The sequence below is a fragment of the Virgibacillus halodenitrificans genome (genome assembly GCF_001878675.1).
Classification (GTDB): domain Bacteria; phylum Bacillota; class Bacilli; order Bacillales; family Amphibacillaceae; genus Virgibacillus_Q; species Virgibacillus_Q halodenitrificans.
Window position 1 is genome coordinate 2,569,561 of the sequence record NZ_CP017962.1, and the last position, 17,382, is coordinate 2,586,942.

Annotated in this window: 15 protein-coding genes, 1 tRNA gene and 2 pseudogenes; 2 read left to right on the plus strand and 16 right to left on the minus strand. The window is 37.2% G+C overall.

From position 1 onward, the window contains the following. Window positions 1–87: 87 nt before the first annotated feature. Both BME96_RS13370 and aroD read right to left on the minus strand, forming a co-directional pair. Window positions 88–1,452, minus strand: coding sequence for a sigma-54 interaction domain-containing protein (locus BME96_RS13370; RefSeq protein ID WP_071649303.1), 1,365 nt, complete (start codon window positions 1,450–1,452; stop codon window positions 88–90). An 87-nt stretch (window positions 1,453–1,539) separates the two neighbouring features. Further along, complete coding sequence (gene aroD / locus BME96_RS13375) at window positions 1,540–2,307, minus strand: type I 3-dehydroquinate dehydratase (RefSeq protein WP_071649304.1); 768 nt, start codon at window positions 2,305–2,307, stop codon at window positions 1,540–1,542. 127 nt (window positions 2,308–2,434) lie between these two features. Here aroD and BME96_RS13380 point away from each other — a divergent pair, with 127 nt between their 5' ends. Next, window positions 2,435–2,959 (plus strand): shikimate kinase, encoded by a 525-nt coding sequence (locus tag BME96_RS13380; protein WP_019377646.1) that lies wholly within the window; start codon window positions 2,435–2,437, stop codon window positions 2,957–2,959. Between the two features lie 609 nt (window positions 2,960–3,568). On the opposite strand, the pseudogene BME96_RS20190 reads toward BME96_RS13380, so the two are convergent. Both BME96_RS20190 and BME96_RS13390 read right to left on the minus strand, forming a co-directional pair. Beyond that, a pseudogene (locus tag BME96_RS20190) lies at window positions 3,569–4,764 on the minus strand (ISL3 family transposase). A gap of 210 nt (window positions 4,765–4,974) precedes the next feature. Further along, window positions 4,975–5,048, minus strand: a tRNA-Arg gene (locus tag BME96_RS13390). 212 nt (window positions 5,049–5,260) lie between these two features. On the opposite strand from BME96_RS13390, the gene clpP reads away from it, so the two are divergent. Continuing rightward, window positions 5,261–5,851: an ATP-dependent Clp endopeptidase proteolytic subunit ClpP gene (clpP, locus tag BME96_RS13395; RefSeq protein ID WP_019377714.1), complete on the plus strand. Its 591-nt coding sequence runs from the start codon at window positions 5,261–5,263 to the stop codon at window positions 5,849–5,851. Window positions 5,852–5,894: 43 nt separating this feature from the next. Here clpP and BME96_RS13400 read toward each other — a convergent pair whose 3' ends face one another. The 12 genes and pseudogenes from BME96_RS13400 to BME96_RS13455 all read right to left on the minus strand — a co-directional run bounded on the left by BME96_RS13400 (window position 5,895) and on the right by BME96_RS13455 (window position 17,381). Next, window positions 5,895–6,149, minus strand: a complete 255-nt coding sequence (locus BME96_RS13400; RefSeq protein WP_019377715.1) for an HPr family phosphocarrier protein — start codon at window positions 6,147–6,149, stop codon at window positions 5,895–5,897. Between the two features lie 164 nt (window positions 6,150–6,313). Beyond that, entirely contained in the window at window positions 6,314–7,258 is a 945-nt protein-coding gene (gene whiA / locus BME96_RS13405; RefSeq protein WP_060678522.1) for a DNA-binding protein WhiA, read from the minus strand. Between the two features lie 28 nt (window positions 7,259–7,286). Continuing rightward, the gene (locus BME96_RS13410; protein ID WP_019377717.1) at window positions 7,287–8,246 is read right to left on the minus strand and encodes a gluconeogenesis factor YvcK family protein; all 960 of its coding nucleotides are present in this window, start codon (window positions 8,244–8,246) and stop codon (window positions 7,287–7,289) included. A 1-nt stretch (window position 8,247) separates the two neighbouring features. Further along, on the minus strand, window positions 8,248–9,132 hold the full coding sequence (gene rapZ, locus BME96_RS13415) for an RNase adapter RapZ (protein WP_019377718.1): 885 nt from the start codon (window positions 9,130–9,132) through the stop codon (window positions 8,248–8,250). Window positions 9,133–9,160: 28 nt separating this feature from the next. Next, on the minus strand, window positions 9,161–9,625 hold the full coding sequence (locus BME96_RS13420) for an NUDIX hydrolase (RefSeq protein WP_071650008.1): 465 nt from the start codon (window positions 9,623–9,625) through the stop codon (window positions 9,161–9,163). Between the two features lie 370 nt (window positions 9,626–9,995). Continuing rightward, entirely contained in the window at window positions 9,996–10,949 is a 954-nt protein-coding gene (gene trxB, locus BME96_RS13425; RefSeq protein WP_019377720.1) for a thioredoxin-disulfide reductase, read from the minus strand. 80 nt (window positions 10,950–11,029) lie between these two features. Beyond that, complete coding sequence (locus BME96_RS13430) at window positions 11,030–12,028, minus strand: tetratricopeptide repeat protein (protein ID WP_071649305.1); 999 nt, start codon at window positions 12,026–12,028, stop codon at window positions 11,030–11,032. Window positions 12,029–12,403: 375 nt separating this feature from the next. Further along, complete coding sequence (locus BME96_RS13435) at window positions 12,404–14,068, minus strand: glycerol-3-phosphate dehydrogenase/oxidase (protein WP_019377722.1); 1,665 nt, start codon at window positions 14,066–14,068, stop codon at window positions 12,404–12,406. 213 nt (window positions 14,069–14,281) lie between these two features. Next, complete coding sequence (gene glpK / locus BME96_RS13440) at window positions 14,282–15,772, minus strand: glycerol kinase GlpK (RefSeq protein ID WP_071649306.1); 1,491 nt, start codon at window positions 15,770–15,772, stop codon at window positions 14,282–14,284. A gap of 50 nt (window positions 15,773–15,822) precedes the next feature. Then, window positions 15,823–16,074: pseudogene (locus tag BME96_RS19995) on the minus strand (aquaporin); the annotation flags it as partial. A gap of 236 nt (window positions 16,075–16,310) precedes the next feature. Then, window positions 16,311–16,850 carry a glycerol-3-phosphate responsive antiterminator gene (locus BME96_RS13450; protein WP_019377725.1) on the minus strand — a complete coding sequence of 180 codons (540 nt, stop codon included), beginning with the start codon at window positions 16,848–16,850 and terminating at the stop codon, window positions 16,311–16,313. Window positions 16,851–16,859: 9 nt separating this feature from the next. Beyond that, on the minus strand, window positions 16,860–17,381 hold the full coding sequence (locus BME96_RS13455; protein ID WP_019377726.1) for an acyltransferase: 522 nt from the start codon (window positions 17,379–17,381) through the stop codon (window positions 16,860–16,862). Window position 17,382 lies beyond the last annotated feature (1 nt).

A 17,382-nucleotide genomic window follows, 5' to 3' on the forward strand; every position in this document is an offset into this window, starting at 1 on the left:
TTATTCTCAGAAACATTGACAGACTATTCTAATTACCAAGAAATCATATTCCATTATCTCGGAAATGTATTCCGGAATCTCGGAATGTTATAAGTTATATTTTTTAAGTTTATCATAAAAACTAGACTTACCTATCTTTAAACGTTTTGCAGCTTCTATTTTATCACCATTTGATTGATGTAATGCTGTTGTTAATGCTTGTTTTTCTGCTTGATTCAATGTTTCCTTCAAGCTTCCTGTTGGGATTCCTAACGCTATATCTTTTTTAAAATGATCAGGTAAATCTTCCATCGTAATTGTTTCACTCGTTGACAAATGTACAGCTGACTCAATTACATTTTCCAATTCACGAATATTACCAGGCCAAGAATAATTAGTGAGAAATTCGAGCACCTGTGGGTCAAAATACAGCACTCGCTTTCCAGAACGATTTGTCACTTTAGTTAAAATATATTTTGCCAAAACCCGTATATCATCTGCACGATCCTTTAATGAGGGAATATGGAGCTGTATTACATTAATTCGAAAAAACAAATCTTCACGGAAACGTCCTTCTTGAATTAATTTTTCCAATGGTTGATTTGTTGCAGCTACAACTCGCACATCAATCTTTTGTGTTTGTACTGAGCCAATCGCCTCTACTTCTCCCTCTTGCAATACACGTAAAATTTTCACTTGAGCATTCAATGGCATATCTCCAATTTCATCTAAGAAGATCGTGCCTCCATCAGCAAGTTGAAATTTACCCAATTTGCCGCCTTTTTTCGCACCTGTGAAAGCACCTTCTGTATAACCAAACAACTCTGATTCCAGTAAATGCTCGGGAATGGCAGCACAATTGACTTTAATAAAAGGTTTCTGATTCCGCTCACTCAAATGGTGAATACTGTGAGCAAATAATTCCTTACCTGTTCCACTTTCTCCCCTCAGTAAAATAGTAACATCACCCGGAGCCACCTTTTTAACCTGATTTTTAATTTTACTTAATTGTGGAGAACTCCCTACAATATCATGCAATGAATAGGTAACTCCATATCTATCATTTAATTGACTTCTATAATGTTCCACTTCAAGCATAAGGTCCTTAATATGGCTATTCATCTTCATCCATTCTTTTGTATCACGAAAAAGGACCGTTCCAACAGCCCCAACAATTTCTCCATTAGCATAAACAGGAATTCTGTTTGCTATCATGTGATTTCCGCGTATATATTGAAGATCTGCTATTTCCTCAATCCCGGTTCTTGCCACAATGTGCATACGCGTGTTCTCGATGACTTCTTCCACATGTTTGCCAATAATCTCATCTCGGTTTACCTCAATAAAATCACAATACGTTTTATTCATATATGTAATAAGTCCTTTAGCATCGACAATTACAAAACAATGGTAAGCATTTTCTAAAACTGTTTCAAAAATCTCATCCTTATATTTACTGTTAAAGTGTAGCATACAGTTGATTCTCCCTTTAGACCATCCGTCCACTTTTATTTCCTATCTCTTTAGCCTTCAAATGTCCACTTTTAAAACTCGAACTATTTATTCTGTTTGACACCTCAATAGACTTAAACCTTTTCTTAATGAATGAATGTCAACCTGTCCAGGTGCCGAAGCCTGCTTACCTGCTGCAAAAGTGGCAGCTGAACTAAATAGTTCCCCAGAAAACCTGCTGATCATTCCTAATTGCCCCATCGCAATCGTGATCATCGGCTGTTGAACTCCACTTTCCCTTGCTGACAAAGTGATATGCATTAAATTCAACACATCTATACTACTCTGTGGCATAACAGCAATCTTTAATATATCTGCTCCTAATTTTTTCATTTGATAAAGTCGAAAGCTGAGTTCTTCGTTAGAAGGGGTTTTTGTAAAATCGTGATTTGATATAACCACCTTTGTATTGTGTCTTTGTGCTTTTTCTATGAATTCCTTTATTATGTCTTTTTTATCATAAAATAATTCCACATCAATTAGTTCAATCTGCCCTGTTTTAGCTATTGCTTCCAGCAAAGTCCAATAAAAGGAGTGGTTTATTTTGCAGTCTCCCCCCTCTTTTATGGTTCGAAAGGTAAATAAGATAGGAATGTCTATTAAAACTTTTTTCAAACTCTCTAAGAGGGATATTACAGCATCGATTTGTTCAACTCCTTCATACTTGTCTACTCTCCATTCAACTATATCTGGTTGCAATCCAACTATACTTTCTGCCTCATCTAGCAGTTCTTTATCCGTTTTCCCTACCATTGGCACTATAATCTTTGGCTGGCCTTCTCCTATTTTTACGTTTCCTATTTGTACTAATTTCATAATCGCCCTCTCCATTTCTATCAGGAAATCAATTTACTGATAGTTTACCATTTTCCGTACGCTTTTTTACAAAAAAATTAATTTGCCTTATACTTATTTTAATTAATCGGACAGTAAAGGAGAAACTATGGAAAACAATACTAGTATTATATTAATTGGATTTATGGGCAGTGGAAAAACAACTATCGGACAAGAACTTGCAAATCTTATGAACCGCGAATTCATTGATCTTGATAAGGAAATTGAAAGAAAATATAACTTAAAAACGACAGAGATTTTCGAGAAATATGGAGAATCGGTATTTCGTCAAGAAGAAAAAAGAATGGTCATTCACTTTGTGGAACAGAAAAATAAAGTGATTTCTTTAGGAGGAGGAGCCTTTCTGCAAAATGAAGTTAGAGATGCTTGCCTTGAGAACGGAATCGTTATTTATTTAGAAATTGGATGGGAAGCATGGTTGCAAAGGTTGGATGAACTAACTTCTGACAGGCCTTTACTACAAGGGAAAAGTATAGTTGAAATTAAACAGTTATTTGATTCCCGTCAAGAAATTTATGAAAGAAATCACATTAGAATTAAAACGGATCACCAGACAGTAACCGAGACTGCGATCCAAATCAAAAAGGAAACAGAGGAGATAGCTTTACAATAATAGCTGAAGCCGATGATAGACATTAAGCTGCAATTTCCTTGCTGCAATGTCTGTCATAAGGGGGATGATGGACATTAAGCTCCAGTTTCTTTGCTGTAATGTCTGTCATGAAGACGATGATAGACATTGTGTGGCTATTTCCTTGCCGCAATGTCCGTCATAGAGGCGATGATAGACATTAAGCTCCAGTTTCTTTGCCGCAATGTCCGTCATGAAGACGATGATAGACATTAAGCTCCAGTTTCTTTGCCGCAATGTCCGTCATGAAGACGATGATAGACATTAAGCTCCAGTTTCTTTGCCGCAATGTCCGTCATGAAGACGATGATAGACATTAAGTGCCGGTTTCTTTGTCACAATGTCCGTCATAGAGGCGATGATAGACATTAAGCTCCAGTTTCTTTGCCGCAATGTCCGTCATAGAGGCGTTAATAGACATTGAGCTACCTTTTCATCCCCCTAATGTCTTTCAACATATTGATAGCCTACAATAAGCGACTCTTTTATAAGGGTTCTCAGTCAAATGTGGTGGTGTGATTTTCACTCCACCATCTCTTTTATTAAAAAGCCTTTGCTTAAATAGCTGCGTACGTATATTGGTTGCCGTTTCTATTGTGTCAAAACCCTTCTAACCTCTTGTCGCCACAGTATTTTCTTTTTTAATCGATTAAAATTTTTAATTCCATACGACATTCGTTTTGCCACTTTAATTGTATTATTTACGCCTTCAATATATCCATTATTAAAAGGATACATAAAGGAATGCAAGATCTCTTGCTTCCACCGCTCAAATGTTTTTCTTACTCTATGAAAAGACTCAATATTAGAATCCTTCATCGCCATTAAACATCCTTCTAGACCCTGTGTAGCGGTCTTTTCGTTACTCTCTTTAAACCACTGATCAAGTTTGTTTTTTAGGTTGTATGCCTCTTCTAATCGAGGATCAACCTGGAGTAACTGATTTACTTTCTCTCGCTCTTCTTCTGATAATTTATAGGTTGATTTCCAAAGTAAATTTTTACTTTTTTTCATATATATCCGGTCTTTTTTCTCTAAGTCTCTTTGCACTTCTCGACGTACTTCATCTAGCGCCCAATATACTTGCCGCATAAAATGAAATCGATCAGCGATGATCAGTGGGTTACCAAGCGCCTTCCGTATTGCTTGTTAAAAGACTTAGAAAGGTCCATGACGACAATCTCTACGTTACTTGTATCACAGGTCTGAAGATAAGCTTTAATTGTATCTACCTTCCGATCAGGTAAGACATCCACAATCTCTTTATTTTCTACATCCGCAATGACCGTTTGAAACCTTTCACCGCCCGCATCCCCTTTAAATTCATCAATAGCTAACGCACGTGGCAGGACTTTCCTTGTTTTTATTTCTTTTCGATCATAAATACGAAGTAACCGTTGCGAACTCATCCCAGTTAACTGGGCAGCTGTAGTAAATGAGCCCACAGCTGTATACGTTAACGCTGTCGTTTGTATAGAACGGGTGCAACGTTGGTATCGTTCCACCATCTGAAGCTTTTCATAAAACGTATGATTACACGCCTTACATAAGTAGCGTCTCTTTTTCAAAGAAATACTAACTGGTTTATTGGAAACAATGGGCCCCTGAATCGTTTGGGTACGATAGCCGTGGATACTTTTTGTCCTATTGCCACAAAACGGGCACTTCTGCTTCTTTACTTTTGTATATAGCTCTACAAAAAACTTAGCTGAGTCACTAGAAACTTCCCATACATCTACATGTTTGTCTTCAATACCTAACATTTCTATGATAAAATGGTTTTGCACTCTTTCCCTCTCCTTTTCCTTTTGTGTCGCAACTTTAGGTTAACAAAAGAGAGGGGAATGAGTGTATTTTTTTGTTTCTTACGGAAACACTGATCCTCCAAAGGAGACCACCACATTTAGTATAGAGCCTTTATAAGTAATGATACACAAAAGTACGTAAACAAAAAAATCAGGCTTATCCTTAAACTTAAGGGGCCTGATTTTATTTAGCGCGCCCAGAGGGATTCGAACCCCCGACACTTGGTACCGGAAACCAAAGCTCTATCCAACTGAGCTATGGGCGCATAGGACTATATTTATTTGACACAATGGATATTATAACGCTTCCTGGATTGTTATACAAGTGTTTTAACAAAAAAGATGTTTATTTTATATTTATCTGGGAAAGCTTGAAAGTAGTTTTAAGGAGAAAAATGTAGAGCGTTTTTGTTTGACCTTCACTGACCTATTGGTTATGATAAACATAGAACGTATTGATAAAGGAGGAAATAAATTTATGAACCTAATTCCTACAGTTATTGAACAAACAAACCGCGGGGAACGCGCATATGACATTTATTCACGCTTATTGAAAGATCGTATTATCATGCTTGGAAGTGCCATTGATGATAACGTGGCTAACTCCATTGTTGCCCAATTACTTTTCTTGGAAGCAGAAGATCCAGATAAGGACATCTCCTTATATATCAACTCTCCAGGTGGTTCTATCACAGCTGGTATGGCAATTTTTGATACTATGCAATTTATTAAACCAAATGTTTCTACCATCTGTACAGGTATGGCTGCATCCATGGGTGCCTTTTTACTTGCTGCTGGCGAGAAGGGTAAACGCTATGCATTACCAAATAGTGAAGTTATGATTCACCAGCCTTTAGGTGGAACTCAAGGACAAGCAACAGATATCGAGATCCATGCTAAACGCATTATTCAGATGCGCGAAAAAATTAATGAGATTTTATCAGAACGCACTGGCCAGCCAATTGAAGTAATTGAACGGGACACAGATCGCGATAACTTCATGACAGCTGAAAAATCAGTTGATTATGGTCTGATTGACAAAATTTTAACAAGAAATACCGATAAATAAAAAATTACTGCCACCGGGAGGCCAAATCCCTGGTGGCAGTTTTTTATATATTTGAAACAAATGAGCTTAAATGATGTATTGCCTCTTCTTCATCAATACCGTCTGCAATCAATGTAATGTTTTCCCCATTTGTAATCGCCAGACTCATTAAACCCATAATACTCTTTGCATTCACTTTTTTCCCATCTTTCTCAAGAAACAGATTCGCCGAATAACGGTTTGCTTCTTGTACAAACTGTGCTGCTGGTCTTGCTTGTAAACCTGTTTCCAATTCAACATTGACGGATTTTTCCACCAAAATACTCATCCTCCCCATTTTTCACGTAAGCGCTATCACAGTATATTATTAGATAATCGGCAGTAGAGCTATATCTTCTGCCGACCTAATCGCCAAATATCATTCTTCTATAAATTATCCGTATTATATCATGAATGGTAAACAAAATAAACACAATTTCACTTTTACATTATTGCTTCCCCGCGCTTAATCTTTTCCGCAAATTCATCTATTTTTTTTAGTCTATGGTTTACACCTGATTTTGAAATTTTACCACTTGAGACTAACTCTCCCAGCTCTTTCAGAGATACATCTTGATGCTGGACACGTAGAACAGCAATTTCCCGGAGTTTTTCTGGTAATTGATCAAGCCCAACCGTTTTATCAATTAGGTTGATATTCTCAATTTGTCGAAACGCTGCACCAATTGTTTTATTTAAATTTGCAGTTTCACAATTCACTAATCTATTCACTGAATTTCTCATGTCACGAACAATCCGAACATCCTCAAATTTAAACAATGCATTATGTGCACCAATAATACTTAAAAACTCGGTGATTTTTTCGGCTTCTTTCATATACACAATAAACCCATTCTTTCTCTCCAGCTTACGTGCATGTAACCCAAAACCGTTTAGCAAATCACATAATGCGTCATTATGTTCCTGGTAGTAATTTGCTATTTCTAAGTGATAGGAAGAGGTTTCAGGGTTATTAATCGAGCCACCTGCAAGAAACACTCCTCGTAAGTATGCACGTCTGCAACATGGCTCTTTCAAATACTTTGGTGATATGGTACGGATAAATGTGTGAGTGCCTTGCAAAATGTCTAAATCAGCTAATAAACTACTTACATCTTCCTTTAATCTCACAATATATACATTATTTTTTTTTAGCTTCATTTTTTTTCGAACAAGTAACTCTACTGGAATCGTATAAATCGACTTAATCAAAGAATATATTCTTCTCGCAATTGCGGCATTTTCTGTTTGTATGTCCAGAACGTAACGTTGTTTGGATAAAGAAATTGCTCCGTTCATGCGGATTAAAGCTGAGAGCTCTGCATGCCTGCAGCATTCCTCCACTTCAATTGCTGTTAACTCTTTTTTTATTTCTGATGCAAAAGACATAAGATCCCCCCTTAACAAATCCTGTATTTTATTTATCTATAATGGAATACAGGAGTTTAGCGACTTTATCATTATCATGCCGCAAAGTTGATTGGGAATGATCAATAATATCCCCTTCAATAATTTGCAAACCCATTTCCAATAATCGTTCTATATCATATACAACCGGTTCTGCATTTTCCTCCGCATATACTGCCCGGACCGCTTTCTTTATCGGCTCATTATGTACCACAATAGAATCGATAGTGCCTTTGCCAATATGGTCAAAAATTGCCTGTACATGATCAGATGCCGTATATCCGGTAGTCTCTCCAGCTTGGGTCATAACATTACATACATACACTACTTTTGCTTTTGCATGTTGTATAGCATCAGCCACACCCGGCATAATAATTGTAGGCATAATACTTGTATACAAGCTCCCGGGCGCTATTACAATTAAATCAGCCCTTTCCAACGCACGAATAGCATTAGGTAAAGGTTCTACAGGTTGAGGGCTAAGAAACACCCTTTCAATATGTTTATTAGACAATGGTATATTTGATTCACCCGATATGACAGTCCCGTCTGTCATCCTTGCATGTAAAGACATATTGTCATTAGATATTGGGTATATTTTACCTTTTACATTTAATACTCTGGAGATTTCTTTAATCCCTTTATTAAAATTTCCAGTTATTGTTGCCATTGCCGCAAGCAATAAATTACCAAGCGAATGACCTGATAAGCCATTCCCTACATTAAAACGGTGTTGGAATAATTCCAGTAACATCGGTTCAGCGTCAGACAAGGCAGCAATGACATTACGAATATCACCTGGAGCCGGGATTGCCATCTCATTTCTTATTCTCCCTGTACTTCCACCATCATCAGCCACAGTAACAAGTGAGGTCAGTTGAATGGGCAGATTTTTCAAACCTCTGAGTAGTACAGGCATGCCTGTACCTCCCCCAACTACGACTACTTGAGGCTGCTTATTTTCTGTCATATTAACGTCCCTTTCTTTTGTCAATGTCACGGTGACTGACATGCGTAATATAATTTGATGAGAGCTCTTTGGCAAAAAACTCAGTAAGCGCTACTGAACGATGTTGTCCACCAGTACATCCTATTGCTACAACTAGTTGGGATTTACCCTCTTTTTTATATTGTGGGAGCATGAATTGTAACAGATCTAAAACCTTCTCTTTGAATTTCTGTGTATCCGACCATTTAAATACATAAGATGATACATCTTTATCCAACCCAGTTAGTGGTCGCATTTGCTCAACATAATGTGGGTTCGGGAGGAATCGAACATCAAAAACTAAATCAGCATCAATAGGCAATCCATATTTAAAACCAAATGAAACGCAATGGACTGAGAAGGTTTCTTGCTTTTCCTCCGTATAATTTTCTAAAATTATTTCTCTTAATTCTTTTGGCTTCAAATTTGTTGTATCTATAATACGTTGTGCTCTCCCTCTTAGCTCATCAAGCATTTTCCGTTCCTGTTTAATTCCATTTAAAGGAAGGCCTTCTACTGCCAAAGGGTGAGCCCTTCGTGTTTCCTTGTATCTACTTACCAGTTTCTCATTTTTTGCATCAAGAAATAGAATTTGCTCCTCTAACCAATCTTCCTTCGCAAGGCCATCCAATGCTTCAAAGAGAGAGTCAAAAAACTCACGGCCCCGTAAATCCATTACCAGAGCAACTTTTCTTATATTATTAGTTGAGTCCTTCATTAACTCCAAAAATTTAGGTAAAAGCGTTGGAGGCAAATTGTCCACGCAATAATAACCCAAATCCTCAAAACTTTGAACAGCAACTGTCTTTCCCGCACCGGACATTCCAGTAATAATAACTAATTTAGTTTCTTGTTCTCCGTTTCTCATCTATATCTCCCCTTTAGATATGTTGCACTTAATTAACTATGGGATCCAACCGTAAATTAATCAGTTCATAATCCTCTGTATAGGAAAACGAACCATATAACATGGAGGACGAATTTAAAACATGTTGAAAGATTTTACGATCTCCTTCTGCCATAGGCAGATATTTTACTTTTTCTGTAGGAACCCATTCCAATTCACCTTCTCTACAGAATTCTATTAAGTTTCCTTCATATTTCTCACATACAAAAGTAAACATCATCCATTCCTGGATCACTTCTTTACCTTTATGAATAGTAAATGTGAAACTTCCCATTAATTCAGGATCTATAAGAGTAAGTGCAGTCTCTTCTTGATACTCACGGATAACAGATTCTTTGATTGACTCACCAAGCTCCATTTTCCCACCAGGTATGGCGTACCAGCCGCGTCTCGGCTTTTTCATTAATAATATATGGTTATTTTTTATTAATATACAGTTCGTTACACGTTGCATTTCATTCACCTCAAACCTTCTGGAGGACTTTAATACGCTACTACCATTATACTAGGAAAAATAAAATCAACAAGAACTAGTTACTTCCCAACATATAACAACACATACCTTTCCGCATTTAAGTGGAAAAAATCATCTAAAGTTTTTCATAAAATTATACGATTTGAGCTGAGTTATTTACGGTAAAGTCGACCAAAACGACATGTTCAGACAAGTCTTCTGCACAAAAAAAGACACAGGTGACTAACACCTGTGCAAGAAACTAATTTATCTATTAAAAGGGGGTCAATTAGTTATTTATATTGTACCCCATAAATATTGCGAGCGTATTACAGCAGCGTTAAAAACCAATTACGATTACGTAAAGCCTTTATTTAGCGCTTGCCTTTAATTCTTCTGAAAGGTCCTCAACATATTTTATAGCACTCTCAGCTGCAATACTACCATCGCCAGTTGCTGTCACAATTTGTCGAAGCGTTTTTTCACGAATATCTCCTGCTGCAAATATTCCTGGAATCGATGTAGACATATGTTCATCTGTAGGAATATATCCTTCATCGTTTGTGATATTTAAAGATTTAAACGGTTCGCTTAATGGGACCATACCGATATAGATAAATGTTCCATCAATAGCGTGATCATACACTTCACCGGTCTTATTATTTTTTAGGGTAGCACTACCAACTTTTCCGTCTTTCTCGTTGATTTGCTCAACCACAGTATCCCAGATGAAATCCATTTTATCGTTATCAAAGGCACGATCTTGCAGGATTTTTTGTGCGCGTAATTCGTCACGGCGGTGAACTACTGTTACCTTTTCAGCAAACCTTGTCAAATAAATACCTTCTTCTACGGCAGAGTCACCTCCACCAATTACGATTAAATTTTTATTTTTAAAGAAGGCTCCGTCACATACAGCACAATAGGAAACCCCTCTACCACTTAACTCCTCTTCACCAGGTATTCCTAATTTTTTATATTGGGCTCCTGTTGTTATGATAAGTGATCTGGTTTTATATTCTTTTTTCCCTGCTATGAGCGTTTTATAATCACCATGATCAATTACTTCTTTAATATCTCCATAAGCATATTCGGCACCAAACTTCTTCGCATGCTCAAACATTTTATTAGAGAGATCCGGGCCTAGGATATGCTCATATCCTGGATAGTTCTCCACATCTTCCGTATTGGCCATTTGACCACCTGGTATTCCTCGCTCGATCATTAATGTGTCCAAGTTTGCTCTGGAAGCATAGACTGCCGCAGTCATTCCGGCAGGACCTGCGCCCGCAATGATTACATCATAAATACGTTCTTCGGACATTTTAAATCGCCCCTTTTTCTTCTAGTAATTATAGCCATATTCAGCTTATAAGAATTAGTTCTTCTCGTCTAATATTATGCTCATTGATCCAGCCAAGGCTGTTTTTCTTTGGATAATGAAGGATGCCTTTTACAGCCCTCTTCCCATAAGGCAATGGCTTTATCAGTCTCTCCTACATGATAAGCTGTATAACTAAACCAGCGGAAATAAGAAGGGTGGCCTTTCACAAGACGCTTTGTTAACTGATGAAAACGTTCATAAGCCTCCTGCAAATTATCTGTTCTCGCCATAGTAACAGCAATTCTTAACTTTTGTTGAGCATGAATCGGATAGACATTTCTCAATGTCTCAACACAGGTTCTATATTCTTTTACCTTGCCCAGTTGATAATAAAATAATGCAAGATTTGTATGTGAATATAGAGCGTTTGGTTCTTCTTTTAGAATATCAAGTTCTTTTTGAATGGCCTCATCTTTTTGCCCTGAAAAGAATAATGCATGTGTATAATCATGTTTAGCCATTTTGTGCTCAGGAAATAATGTCATCATTTCTTCAATTAACGGGAGGGCTTTTTCCCACTCCATATACTCCATGTGGTGAAAAACTGTTTCCTGATAAATCAGAATCTCATCTTCATCTTCCAATTCCCACTCATCATCATCTTCATCGAAATCAATTAATTCCAGCAAGCTATGCGCTTCTTCGTGAAAGTCGCCATCTGGTTCTTTTTCCAGATAGTAATTAACATACTTTTTCGCATCATTAAGCAGGCCTAAATGGGCATAATTATTTGCAATTAAATAATAACAATCCACATAGTCCGTCGTTTGTAACACCTTTGTTAAAAGCTGATTAGCAGCATGGTATGCTCCAATTTCTGTATATATAATTGACATTTGGCAAGCGTATAACGGATCCTCAGGCTTTTCTTCCATTGCCTTTCGCAACCACTTTATCGCAATATCAAATTTTCTTTTTTGAAATGCTTCTACACCTTTTGTGAAATAAAAATCACCTTCCGGAATAAAAGGGATAACATTATTAGATTTATCTTGGCTTTTTTCTTTTGCTTGTTGCATGTGTATACCCCTAACCTTAACTATCCTTAACTTCTTATCACGGAACAAAGTATATCATATTTACTAAGGAATAGATATACACCTCAATGTAAAAAGAGGCTGGGCCAAATGAAATTTTATAAAGTTAAAATCCGAACCGATTCATACTAATAATGAATTATGGTTCGGATTTATTTTTTGTAACGAATTAGCGGAGGAAAAACACGCAGACTCCTGTGGGAGAAAAAGCCTAGCTAAGACCCCGGAGTGCATAGCACGAGGAGGCTTAGCAGCGCCCACGGAAAGCGAAGTGTTTTTCCGGAGCGGGGTTCCCACATTTTAAATAGTTCGTCTTTAGAATAGCGTTGTTTAGTTATGTCCCAGCCCCTTTTTGATTTATTTTACAGGGACGACTGCATCTCTTAGCAGTTGTTCAAGTTCATCAATATACTCTTGCTTTTCTTCTCCAGACCACTTAAGCTGTTTTTCCATAAATTTAATAACATTCTCTTTATGCTCTCTAACCCAATTAATATCAAAGAAGAGTGCTCCGGTACGTCGGACAAAGAAATCAACAGGCTTATACGTGGATTCAAATTCCATTGCATATTTGAGTTCTGCAAAAACTTCAGGAGCAATACCTTCTTTTTCTGCTCTATCGCTTTCGTTTTGGTAAAAATCCAAAATGACATCAAAATTCGCACCATATTTCTGAATTAATTCCAACGCTAAGCTTTCTTCCATTCCAGCAGCTACTGCTAATTCAGCTTTCTTCTTTTTAAAATTTTGGAATCCTTTTGATCCACCGACTTCACCACCAGAAATAGGTAAATGCTCTGTCTCTGATTTGGAATAAAGAATGCCTTCTTCATTTTTAAATTGCTCTACTACTTTATCCACAGCTTCCTGAGCCATTTTCCGATATCCAGTTAACTTTCCTCCAGCCATGGATATTAATCCTGAATCAGAAACAAATATTTCATCTTTTCTTGATATCTCACTTGGATTATCAGTGCCCTCTTCGGCAATAAGTGGGCGTAAACCTGCCCAGCTGGACTCAACATGCTCTGCGGTAATTTCCAATGTAGGGAACATATAATTAATCGCATTAATTATATAATCTCGATCTTCTTCCGTCATCGTTGGATGGGCAATGTCCCCTTTGTAAGTTGTATCTGTTGTACCCACATATGTGACTCGATTTCTTGGAATAGCAAAAATCATTCGACCATCTGGGGCATCAAAATAAATTGCCTGTTGCAACGGAAAGATTTCTTTCGGAAAAACCAAGTGAACCCCTTTTGTTAAATGTAAAGCTTTCCCTTTCTTGGAACCGTCTTTTTCTCTTAGTTCATCTACCCACGGCCCTCCAGCATTAATAACTTTCTTAGCATATATACGGTGTGTTTCTTTAGTAATTTGATCCTCAACCACCACTCCAGTAACCTTGGATTGGTCATTATAAATAAAATCAATCACCTTAGCATAATTAATTGCGTGTACTCCTTTTTGAACTGCTTTCTTTAACACTTCTATTGTTAATCGAGCATCATCTGTTTTGTATTCTACATAATATCCTGCTCCTCTTAAACCATCTTGTTTAATAAGGGGTTCTCTGTTAATCGCTTCTTCAGGCTTAAACATCGTTCGTCTTTCACCTTTTTTCACACCAGCTAAAAAGTCATACACTCGTAAACCAACATTTGTAGTAAAAGGCCCAAAAGTACCTCCTTTATGGAATGGCAGCATCATCCATTCTGGTGTAGTTACATGTGGCCCATTTTCATAAACAATCGCTCTTTCCTTGCCTACTTCGGCAACCATCTTTACCTCAAATTGTTTAAGGTAACGTAGCCCGCCATGAACTAATTTAGTCGACCTGCTTGAGGTTCCTGCTGCAAAATCTTGCATTTCAACAAGCCCGGTTTTTAGGCCACGCGTTACAGCATCTAATGAGATTCCTGCTCCAGTAATACCTCCTCCCACTACAAGCAAATCCAATTTGTTATCTTCTAGTTGCTTATATGTTTCATCACGTTCATAACTTGAAAAGTTTTTCATTACAATAACCTCCCTGATAATTGAAATCATCTATACATATCCATACCCTTTCTTAAGGACAAACATGTAAGATTTACCGACACTATTTACAAAAAAAGAAAAAACCGCAAAATACACTAATAACATATTAGTGATTTGCGGTTTCTCCAATTCTCCGGCCGGTATATTAACTTATTTTTATTATATCATATAGATGTTTAAACGTATACTCTTTTATTTAAATGTCTGAGCTGCCTTAACAGCAGTTTGCCATCCCGTATACAAATTTTCTCTCGTATCATCTGACAGATGTGGAGTAAATGTCTTATCTACTTTCCACTGCTTGGCAATTTCCTCTTTGCTTTCCCAGAATCCAACAGCTAGTCCTGCCAAATATGCAGCGCCTAGCGCGGTGGTCTCATTTACAACCGGCCTTTCAACCTCGACATCCAACATATCGCTTTGAAATTGCATGAGGAAGTCATTCTTTACAGCTCCGCCATCAACCCTGAATTTTTTAACATTAATTCCCGAATCTTTTATCATAATGTCAACTACATCTCGCGTTTGGTATGCCAATGATTCCAATGTCGCCCGTACAAAATGTTCCTTTTTTGTACCACGTGTTAAACCAAATACAGCACCTCTCACTTCACTATCCCAGTAAGGAGTACCAAGCCCAACAAAAGCAGGTACAACATAAACCCCTTCTGTCGAAGATACCGATTTTGCCAATGGTTCACTTTCAGGAGAGCTATTAATAATTTTCAAACCATCTCGCAACCATTGAATTGCTGAACCTGCTACGAATATACTCCCTTCAAGGGCATATTCTACCTTTCCATCAACACCCCATGCAAGTGTTGTCAGTAAACCATTTTCTGACTGGACACCTTCTTCACCTGTATTCATTAGCATAAAGCAACCAGTACCATACGTATTCTTTGCCATTCCTTTTTCAAAACAAGCTTGGCCGAAGAGTGCCGCCTGCTGATCTCCAGCCATACCAGCAATAGGGACTTCCTGGCCAAAGAAATGATAATTTACCGTGTTTCCATATACTTCTGATGAAGCTTTAACTTCCGGAAGCATACTAGAAGGAATTTCTAATACATCCAGTAGTTCTTCATCCCACTTTAAATCGTAAATATTATACATTAACGTTCTCGACGCGTTTGAATAATCAGTAACATGCACTTTACCACCTGTCAGTTTATAGACAAGCCATGTATCCATTGTTCCGAATAAAAGCTCACCGTTCTCTGCCTTTTCTCTTGCACCTTCCACGTGATCAAGTATCCATTTCACTTTTGTACCAGAGAAATAGGGATCAAGTAACAATCCTGTTTTATTACGAAAGATATCATTATAACCTGATTCACGTAGTTGATTACATATTTCTTGTGTTTGTCTTGATTGCCAAACAATTGCTTTATGGATTGGCTTTCCTGTCTGTTTATCCCAAACTACGGTTGTTTCTCGTTGGTTTGTAATACCAATTCCTGCAATTTGTTCAGGATTTACATCACTTTTACGTAATGCTTCTGAAATACAAGATAATATAGAAGTCCAAATTTCATTCGCATCATGCTCTACCCAACCTGGTTTAGGAAAAAATTGTTCAAATTCTTTCTGGCCTGTTTCTACTATTTCTCCTTTATGGTTAAAGATAATTGCACGAGAACTCGTTGTTCCCTGATCCAATGCCAACATATATTTTTCCATTATTTTACTCCTCCTTATTATTACTAACAAAGATTTATTTGCTTACAAATTTACATCGTAGCAGTTTTTAGCTCTTTCGATAAAGCTATTCCAAATAAAACAATAATAAAACAACTAAATATCCAAAAAGTTAAAGTAGGTGTAGCTTCAAATAATGCTTAATAAAACAGCCCTCCATATATACCTCCTATTGCAGGCCCTATAACCGGAACCCAGGAATATCGCCAATTTGAATCCCTTTTTCCTGGTATCGGTAAAAACCAATGTGCAATCCGCGGCCCCAAATCTCTGGCAGGATTTATACGGAGCTACTAGTTAGTTATTCCACATTATCTTTCCTACTTAACCTGTATATCCAAAAATTTCTTTTTTTAACTTTCTGTGTTGTTAACGAACGCTCTTAAAAAAAGATAAAATACTACCAAGTTACTTCGTAGTTTATCTTTTTTGAGAATCATTGGGTAGTTACCACATATTAGGACAAAAAAACTGACAGAAAGGGTCATAAAGGCCCCCCTCCTGTCAGTTCTTTGTATATCTACCATAATTCACGATTTGAAGTAGATACTGCATGAGCCCCTGCCTTCAATGCTGCTGAAACATCTTCCTCTGTTTTTATCAGCCCACCGGCTATTACAGGAACTTTAGTTTGTTCATAAATTTCTTTAATAATAGATGGCATCCTTCCTGGTAATACCTCTACACTATCAGGCTGAATACGTTTAATTAGTTCCAGACTATGGTCCAATGCAAGACTATCTAATAAAAAAATCCGTTGAATCGATAGAAGGTTATGTTTCTTTGCTAGCTTTATAATATTAGCCCTGGTTGATAAAATCCCATCTGGTTTAACTTCTCTTACTAGATATTCCATACCAAATTCATCCGCTTTTAACCCTTGGATTAAATCAAAATGCACCAATGCTTTTTTATTTGCACGTTTTGTGTAAGTAACAAGACTCTTCAACTGGGCAAGTCTTGTTTCCAAGAAAACAAGTGAATCATAAGAGGTGTCGAGCGCCTTATCAAAATCTTTCATTTTACGAATTGCCGGAATAATCCCAGAAGGTATATCCATTATTATCACCTATTCAGAGAAGTTATTTTCTTCACGTTTTTCCATTTCCTTTTTCGTATAAATCACTTGCATCGGGTTCCCCCCAACAAAAGTTCCCGGGGCGACATCCTTGTGAACAAGTGTGCCTGCTGAAACAACAGCTCTATCACCTATCGTAACACCAGGTAATATAGTTGTATTTGCACCAATCAGTACATTATCACCGATTATGACATTGCCAATACGATATTCTTTAATAAGATATTCGTGCGCAAGAATAGTGGTGTTATAACCAATTATACTATTATTTCCCACACTTATTTTTTCAGGAAACATAACATCTGGTACCACCATCAATGCAAATGCTGTTTGTTTGCCCACCTTCATTCGTAAAAAAATACGGTACAAGCTATTTTTCAAGCTTAGAAAAGGTGTATACCGAGCCAATTGAATGATAATAAAATTTTTAACAACCTTCCAAAAGGACACGGTTTTATATATTTGCCACAAGGAGTTGGCATGTTCTACCGGAAAACGCTCTGTTTTACGCATG